The 7855-nt window shown below is 61.3% G+C and carries 6 protein-coding genes; all 6 read right to left on the reverse strand.

Annotated features, from left to right (window positions below; genetic code table 11):
- Positions 1-30 precede the first annotated feature (30 nt).
- Positions 31-1746, reverse strand: a complete 1716-nt coding sequence (locus tag I8J29_RS17160) for an extracellular solute-binding protein (protein WP_208848760.1) — start codon at positions 1744-1746, stop codon at positions 31-33.
- Between the two features lie 241 nt (positions 1747-1987).
- A complete protein-coding gene (locus I8J29_RS17165; protein ID WP_208848761.1) occupies positions 1988-3076 on the reverse strand; it encodes a response regulator transcription factor in 1089 nt (362 codons plus the stop codon).
- Positions 3073-4818, reverse strand: a complete 1746-nt coding sequence (locus I8J29_RS17170) for a sensor histidine kinase (protein ID WP_240546260.1) — start codon at positions 4816-4818, stop codon at positions 3073-3075. The genes I8J29_RS17165 and I8J29_RS17170 overlap by 4 nt, the downstream gene beginning before the upstream one ends.
- Positions 4819-5140: 322 nt before the next feature.
- Positions 5141-5965 (reverse strand): enoyl-CoA hydratase/isomerase family protein, encoded by an 825-nt coding sequence (locus I8J29_RS17175; RefSeq protein ID WP_208848762.1) that lies wholly within the window; start codon positions 5963-5965, stop codon positions 5141-5143.
- Positions 5966-6663: 698 nt separating this feature from the next.
- The gene (locus I8J29_RS17180) at positions 6664-7299 is read right to left on the reverse strand and encodes a bifunctional 4-hydroxy-2-oxoglutarate aldolase/2-dehydro-3-deoxy-phosphogluconate aldolase (protein WP_208848763.1); all 636 of its coding nucleotides are present in this window, start codon (positions 7297-7299) and stop codon (positions 6664-6666) included.
- A gap of 94 nt (positions 7300-7393) precedes the next feature.
- The coding region (locus I8J29_RS17185; protein WP_476703910.1) for an NUDIX hydrolase at positions 7394-7855 on the reverse strand (462 nt) is incomplete at its 5' end.

The raw sequence follows: 7855 nt of genomic DNA on the forward strand, positions 1-7855 counted from the left end.
GGGGCTTGGATCCAAGCCCCCGGCAAGATCTTATGGCTTCACCGCTTCGGCGACCTCGGCGGTAATTTGATCGCCGCCTTGCTTCTTCCAGTCGGCCACGAACTTATCGAACGTGTCGAGCGACGCCCCGCCGACGACGATTTTCAGGAACGTTTCGTCTTCCATCTTCTTCAGGTTGGTCCACTTGGTCTCCATCGCGTTCGTCTGCGAATAGAGCAGGCTGCTGACCCGGTTCATCGGCACGTCCACGAACGGCGCCACGCCGACCATGATCGAGTACAGCCGCGTCCATGCGCCCATGTCCGCCGTCGGATTCCAGTACTGGATGTCCATCTTGTCGTACGGCTCGAGCTTCACCTTCTTGATGTTGTTCAAGTCGCCCGCGAGCAGCTTGTACTCCGGCTTATCCGCGAAGTCTTCGGGCTTCTTCGTGCCCGCGAGCACCTCGCGCACCGCCTGCACGGTAAATTCCGATTCGTCGGACGGCCCGAGCGCCAGCCGGACGGGATAGAACCCGATCGAGCCCTTGGTCAGATCGAATTTGTTCTCGTCGCGCAGCAGCAGGTTTTGCAATTTAATGACCGACTCGGGATGCTTGTAGTCCTTGGAGACGACGACGAATTGGCCGGCCGGCGCGCTCAGATGCGGGCTGAATTGGCCTTGGGCGTCCAGCGGCAGCGCGTACGCCTGCCAATTCGCCTTCGGATTTTGCTTGACGGCGTCCGTCAGCGGACCGTAGCCCATCCACCACGGCGCGAAGAACATGCCCGTCTGGCCGCTGACGATCGACTCGCCGGAATCCGTGCGGATCGCCATCTGCGGATCGATCAAGCCCTTGGCGTAGAGATCGCGGAGCTCGCCGAGCGCTTCCTTCGTCTGCGGCAGCGTCGAGCCGTAAGCCGGATTGCCGTCCGCGTCCTTGACCCAATAGCCCGGGTACGCGCCGTACGCGGAGAAGATTGGATCGAAGCCGTACAGGTTGTTCGCGGAATCCAGGAAGTTCGCGTACATCTTCCCGCTGCTGGACGGACCGGCGATTCCGATCGTATCCGCTTTGCCGTTGCCGTCCGGGTCCTGCTTGACGAACGCTTCCGCGACCTTCTCAAGGTCCGCCATCGTCTTGGGCGGCTCCAGCCCGAGCTTGTCGAGCCAATCCTTGCGGATCCACATCTCGTGGATGCCGGCATCCTCCGCTTGCGGCAGCGCCATGATCTTGCCGTCGAACGTCACGGTGTCGAGCGCGCGCTTGTTGGAGTCCTGCAGGACGCGCTTCAGCGCCGGGGAGGCGTACTGGTCGAAGGCTTCCGTTAGGTCGGCCAGCTGGCCGTTCTCGTACATGCTGCGCAGCTGCTGCGCGTTGACGATCATCGCGTCCGGCAGGTCGTTGCTGGAGATGGACAGGCTGACCTTCTGGTCGTAGTTTGTCGGCGACGCCGTGAAGGCGTCCGTGACGTCGATGTTCAGATTGTCCTTGATGTAGCGCGTGAACTGGTTATTCTCCGGCGTATCGCCCGCAGGCAGCGACTTGTCGGCCGGGTCGACCTTCTGGCCGACGGCGAGCTCGACCGGTTCGGCGTACTTGCCGAACGGATCCGCCGGCGCGGCGGATGCGTTCCCCGTCTGGCTGCCGCCGTCGTTCGCCGCCGTATTCGCGTTCGAATCCCCGTTCGAACCGCAGGCGCTGACGAGCAGCGCGGCCGTCAAGATCGCCGCGGCGGCCGGGATGCTTTTTCGTTTGTTCTTCAACTTGCTCCCCTTCTTTCCGGCTTGTCTTCGATCTGGCAACCTAACTATAACGCACGGGGGGCCTCGAATAAGACGGGAAGCGGCACGGTATTAAGGGAGAGTCATGTGCGCTTCGGGCTTGCCCTTTTCCTGATTTTGTCCGATTCGGACTTCTGTCCGCCCCGCCGATCGGACATCCGTCTGCCTTCCCGGCCGTTAACGGCGCGAAACCGGGAGAAACGTCCGATTTCGGCGGCGCCGGTTACCGCTCCTTCCGGTGGATTTTCCGGTAGGCGCTCGGCAGCTCGCCCGTCTGCTCGCGGAACACCGTGCTGAAATATTTGCCGTCCAGGTAGCCCGTCTTCTCCGCCACCAGCGGAATCGGCATGTTCGTATGCACCAAATATTCCTTGGCCTTGTCCACCCTCGCCTGGCGCACGTACTCGTTGAACGTCCTGCCGACGAGGTCCTTGAAGCATTGGCTGAAATAGCTGCGGCTCATATTGACCCGCTTCGCGATATCGGCGACGTAGAGCTGGCCGCCCAGCTGCTCCTGGATGAACCGGACGGCCTTCCGGACGGCTTCCTGAACCTCTTGGGAATAATGCGGCGATCCGAGCGCCCGGCTCAGGATCGCCTTCGCCCGCGTCAGCCGCTCCGCGGCTTCCGGCCAGCCTTCGACCGACGCCGGCGGCTCCAGCGGTTCGGGCAGCAGCGAACCGTACAGCGCGTTCCATTCTTCCGTCAGCCCGCGCAGCAGCGGCAAGAGCCGGGACGGAGGAAGCGCCATGGCGCGAAGCTCGTCCAGCAGCAGCCCGAACCGTTCGTCGTCCCCGACCCAATCGGGCGATCGCCACGGCTCGGCGGCTTCGGCGAGCTCGCGATCGTACGCGTCCGCCTGCCCCTCGGGCGCGCGCGGCGGCGCTTCGTCTCCGGGCGCCTCGTCCCCAGATTGCCGCCGCTTGTTTTCTTCGTCGGCGATCCGCTCGCGGATGCGCGCCAGGATCTCGGGGAACCGGTCCGCCGTCAGCTCCACCTTGGCGATGTAATCGATGGCGCCGAGCCGCAGCGCTTCCTGGATATACTCGAAATCCTGGTGCAGCGTCAGGACGATGATGTACAGCCGCGGATACCGCTTGCGGACGACGCGCATCAGCTCGATGCCCGACATAACCGGCATCGCGAGATCGGTCAGCATCAGGTCCGCCTCCTGCCGCTCCAAGTATTCGATCGCCTTCTCCCCGTTCTTGGCCTCGCCCACGACCTGCATGCCGTATTCCGACCATGGCAAGGACGTGATCAAGCCCTGCCGCACCAATTTCTCGTCGTCCACGATCAATACCCGAATCACGGCGTCTCCTCCTTCGCTATCGGCAAACTCAAAAAGATGCCCGTTCCTTGTCCGGGAACGCTTTCGATGCGGATCTTCGCTTGGCCGTTATAATATGCCTCGAGCATCCGCTTCACGTAGTTCATGCCGATCCCCATGCCCACCTTCTCGCGCTCCGGCTGCTCGCCGTGCAGCAGCTTGGCGATCGCTTCCTGCGTCATCCCCGATCCGTTGTCCTGGATGGAGATTTCGATCATTTCGCGCGCTTTGACGAGCACGTGAATGACGCCGTTGTCGCTGAAGCCGTGGTACAGCGAATTTTCCACCAGCGGCTGCAGGATGAAGCGGGGAATCGGCTTCTCGAGCAAGCTCGGCTCCACCTCGATGTTCACCTGGAACTCGAAGTCGTAGCGCACCTTCTGCAATATCAAATATTGCTTGAGCGCATCCACCTCGTCGCGGATCGTCGAGGATTGCCCGAGCTTGCCCAGATTGTAGTGGAGCAGCTTGTTGAGCGACGTGATGATCCGGTCGATCTCCCCCTGACCGTTCATGACCGCCAGCCAATGCACCGTATCCAGCGTGTTCATCAGAAAATGCGGGTTGATCTGGTAGAGCAGCTTCTCGACCTCCAGATCGGCGCGGCGCTTCTCCTTATGCTGGACCTCGACGAACAGCTCCCAGATCTGCGTCTTCATGTCGCGAAATTGCGTGAGCAGCTGGTCGAACTCCGGAATGCGCGTCGGGGCGAGATTCGCCGGCGTCCGGTTGCTGGTCAGCGACTTCATCTCCTTGTTGAACGTGGAGAGCGGACGATAGACCATCTTCCACAGCAGCCACCCCATGAAGACGCTGACGCCCAAGAAGAACAGAGACGAGCCGATGATCTGCAGGAACCACTTGTTCATTTCCTTGTCGTAATCCGCGGTCGAGATGACCGACACGATGCTCCAGCCCTGGTTGCTGGTCTCGTCGAACCAATAGAACGCATTGCGCAAGCCGTGCGACTTGTCGGGCGAGTCGCTGGCGAACGTCGCGCCGAGCGGATAGTCGTCCGGAATTTCGCTGTAGGTGATTCTGCGGTCGTTGTTCAGGAACAGGTAGTACGCGTGCTGGGGATTCTGGCCGTTGTCGAGCAGGCTCTCCGTCAGCTTGAAGTTGCTCTCGATGTACACGTACACGTCGTCCCGGCTCGGCAGGTCCACCTTCCGCAGCGCGGACAGGACGTAGTTGTTGTTGAACCGGTCGTAGCTGATGTGCGGGCCGTAATACGTGATGCCGTAATACTCGGCGAGCAGCGGAAGCGTCTTCGGATCGAAATCCGGCTTCACGCCCGTGTTCTCGAATTGGTGCAGCCCGTCCTTCTGAAAGTAATACATCGTCAGCCCGACGTTCGTATTCGTGAAGGTGACCAAATTCAGCTCGGCGTTGATCTGCGTGGTCATCTGCGACCGTTCGTACGCGTTGTTCGAGGTGAGCAAAATTTCCAGGTCCCGGCCGATCGATCCTTTGAACGCGAGCTGCTCGGAGACCGAATTCAAATTGTTGACGGCGTTCTCCAGGGAGAGCTCCACCTGCCGCAGGTTGCTCTGCAGGTTGTCCTGAATTTTGTTCGTCAGGATCGAGTAGATCGTGTGGTAGGAGATGAAGAAGACGAAGATGAAGGGCAGCAAAGAGCTGATCAAGAAGAGAATGATAATCCGCCGTTTCAGCGTCACTGCCCTGCCGCTGAGCGGCTTCGCGATTCGGTCGACAAGTTTCATCGCTTGCGCCATCCTTTCGTCGAATGATGCCGGTTTTTACCTAGTGATTGTATCAGGCATTATAGGAGCCGTAAATAAAACCGCGTCGTGGCGGACGCGAAAACGAGGCCGATGCGATTCGGCCTCATCGGGTAGATTGCCCGCTTACTGGGACGATTAGCCAATCGCGATGCGCCCAAGCCCGCCCCGTACGCAAGGCAATCCTACGGCGCCGCCGACAGCGGCCGCAGGCGAAAACGCAAGCTGAAGACAAACGAAAAAAGCGCCCCAAGGGCGCTTTTTCTCGATCGGATATAGATATGGATATGGATGGGTGGAATGGTTAACCCGAATGATCCAAACGTCCCAATCGCGCGCCCAGCTCGAGCTCGAAGCCGCCTGCCCGGCCCAAGCCCTGCGCGATGGCCTTCGTTAGCGTTTCCCGCGTGCTCTCGGTCACGGCCAGCGAAAGAAAAGCCGTCCGGGATTCGATCAGCTCCGGCGCGTCGGGCAGCTCCGCGCGATTGAGGAGCCGCTTGGCTTCGCTCAACGTCCGGCTATCGAAGGACGCGATCCGATGCGCGAGAGTGTCGACGAAGCCGGTCAGCTCCGCATCCGGAAGCGCGCGATTGATCCAGCCGTAGCGCTCCGCGGTCCCTGCATCGTAGTCGTCCGCGCCGAGGACGATCTCGAGCGCCCGGGCGCGTCCCGCGAGACGGGCCAGCATTTCGTTGCCGCCGCCTCCCGGCACGACGCCGACCGCGACTTCCGGCTGGCCGAAGACGGCCTTCTCGCGGCTGGCGAACCGCATGTCGCAGGCCAGCGCGAATTCGCTGCCGATACCCCGGGCCCGGCCGCGAATCTCCGCGATGCTGACGACGGAAGACTTGGCCAGGCGCGTCGTGAAGTCGATCCAGGCGGGCAGGTCGGACGCGCTTGGCGTCTTCTGCGCTTCGCCCGCGCGCGCCATATCGTAGTGGGCGATGAAGTAGTCGGGATCGGCGCTGTCGAACACGACGACTTTCAGCTCGGGATCCGTCTCGAACCGATCCATGAGCGTCAACAGCTCGTAGATCGTATCCGGATCCAGGAGGTTGATCGGCGGGTTATGGAACGTAACGCGCCAATAAGCGGGCGTCTTGCGGTTTACGGTGAATTGCGCGTTCATGGCGATGGCTCCTTTTCGTGTCATAGTTGCGTAATAGCCTTTTCGGACGTAGGCAGGCCGGCAAGGGCAGGATAATGGCATGCTATGGCGATGAGCGCGTGATTAGAGGTATGCTTAATTAGCCGGCCAATTTCTTGACCAAACGGTCTAGAAAAGAGCAAAAAAAGAGCGCTTGCTTCCTCCGGCAGATTGGCTGCCGCACTTTCCTTCGAGCGCCACTGCCGCTTGTCTGGCTTTGGCCCGCTGTCCATGAGGTCAATTTATCATATCTGGAACGATCGGTCAATAAATATTTTGACCGATCGTTCTAAAACGAAAACACCCGATTCTTGCCGGCGTTCCCGTTTTCGCTTCGACGACTGCCGGCAGGATTCGATGCTTCGCGAGGTGACGCGATGCTGTATCCTTTTTAAGTTTGCATAGCCTTAAAACGGTTTCTGTAATGTAATTGTAATATTTCCTTCATGTTCCTTTCATCTTAAGAAGCTATAATAGACCCATGACCCCCCTTTATTATATATTTTCTCTCTTGCGCCTGCGGATATGCCGCAGGCCTCTTTGTTTTATACGGGTTTTTCCGGGGCTCCTCCGAAGCGGGGAAGCCGGCGGCGCGAAAAAACGCGGTCCCTGGGGACCGCGTTTTTCCATACACAAATCTTACAATTTTCTCATTTTTCCGTTTCGGAAAACTTCCCGGCCTAGCCGATCGCCTTCGCCGCCTCAACGAACTGGCGCGCGCGTTCCTCGAGCAGGTCAAACCGCCCGTCCCGCACCCACTCCAGGTTGACGAGCTTGCTGCCCATTCCGACCGCGCTGGCGCCGGCTCTGAAATAATCGGCGAGATTGTCCAGGTCGACACCGCCCGTGGCGAGCATCGGGATGCGGTCGAGCGGCGCGCGGATCTCGGCAAGGTACTTCCAGCCGAGCGTGCCCATCGGGAAGATCTTCACCGCTTCCGCGCCGGCCTTCCAGGCGCGCACGATTTCCGTCGGCGTCATGACGCCGGGCCATACGGGCACGCCGTGCTTCAAGCCGAAGTCTACGACCGTCTCGTCCAGATTCGGCGAGATCAGAAACCGCGCGCCCGCCGCGACCGCTTCCTTCGCCATGTCCAGATCGAGCACCGTCCCGGCGCCGATGCCGGCCCGCTCGCCGTACTTGTCCTGCCAACGGCCGATCATGCCCGCCGCGCCGGCCGTATTCATCGTCACTTCCATCAGCGCGATGCCGCCGTCCAGCAGCGCTTCCGCCGCCCGGTCCGCATGCCGGTCCTCGATGCCCCGGAAAATCGCGACGATTTTCTCCCGCTGCAGCCGTTCCAACATTTCGCTCATGTTCCTGCCCCCCTGCTTCAGGTTCGCCCGCGCATGCGCCTTGCAGCGCAGCCGGACGCTTCCTTCCCCATTGTAGAACGGGCTCTGCGCCGAATCAATCGGGATTGCGCCAATACGCCTGCAGAATCCGGACGAACACGTTCGGAAAGGCGAGCGTGTCCATCTCTTCGGGGCCGATCCAGCGGTAACGGTCCGGCGCGGCGCCTTCGCCTTCGCCGTACGCGCCTGGGGCTTCCGCGGCCATCGCCGCAAGGCCATCACCGGCGCCGTCCCCGCCGCCGTCAAGACCGCCCGCTTGCCAGAAGCCGAATTCCGCGCGGAACACCTGCACGTCCCAGACGATGTGGCTGAACACGTGATCCGTCTCGCCCCACCAGGCGACGGGCCGGACAAGCAGCCCTTCCTCGGCCGACAAGGCGCGGCTCAGGAAGTCGGCCATCGCCGCGCGGCGGTCCGGCTCGCCGCCACTGGCGGCCGGCAACGCTTCGCCAGCCGTGGGCGGCTCCGGCGCGGGCTCCGCGAGCAGCGCCGGCAGCTCCAGCGCCGCCGCGATTTC

Source organism: Paenibacillus artemisiicola (assembly GCF_017652985.1).
GTDB classification, from domain to species: Bacteria; Bacillota; Bacilli; order Paenibacillales; family Paenibacillaceae; genus Paenibacillus_Z; species Paenibacillus_Z artemisiicola.

Coding starts and splice junctions, on each gene's coding strand:
- I8J29_RS17170 (WP_240546260.1), bottom strand. CDS start 4,818: ATGAAACTTGTCGACCGAATCGCGAAGCCGCTCAGCGGCAGGGCAGTG.
- I8J29_RS17175 (WP_208848762.1), bottom strand. CDS start 5,965: ATGAACGCGCAATTCACCGTAAACCGCAAGACGCCCGCTTATTGGCGC.
- I8J29_RS17180 (WP_208848763.1), bottom strand. CDS start 7,299: ATGAGCGAAATGTTGGAACGGCTGCAGCGGGAGAAAATCGTCGCGATT.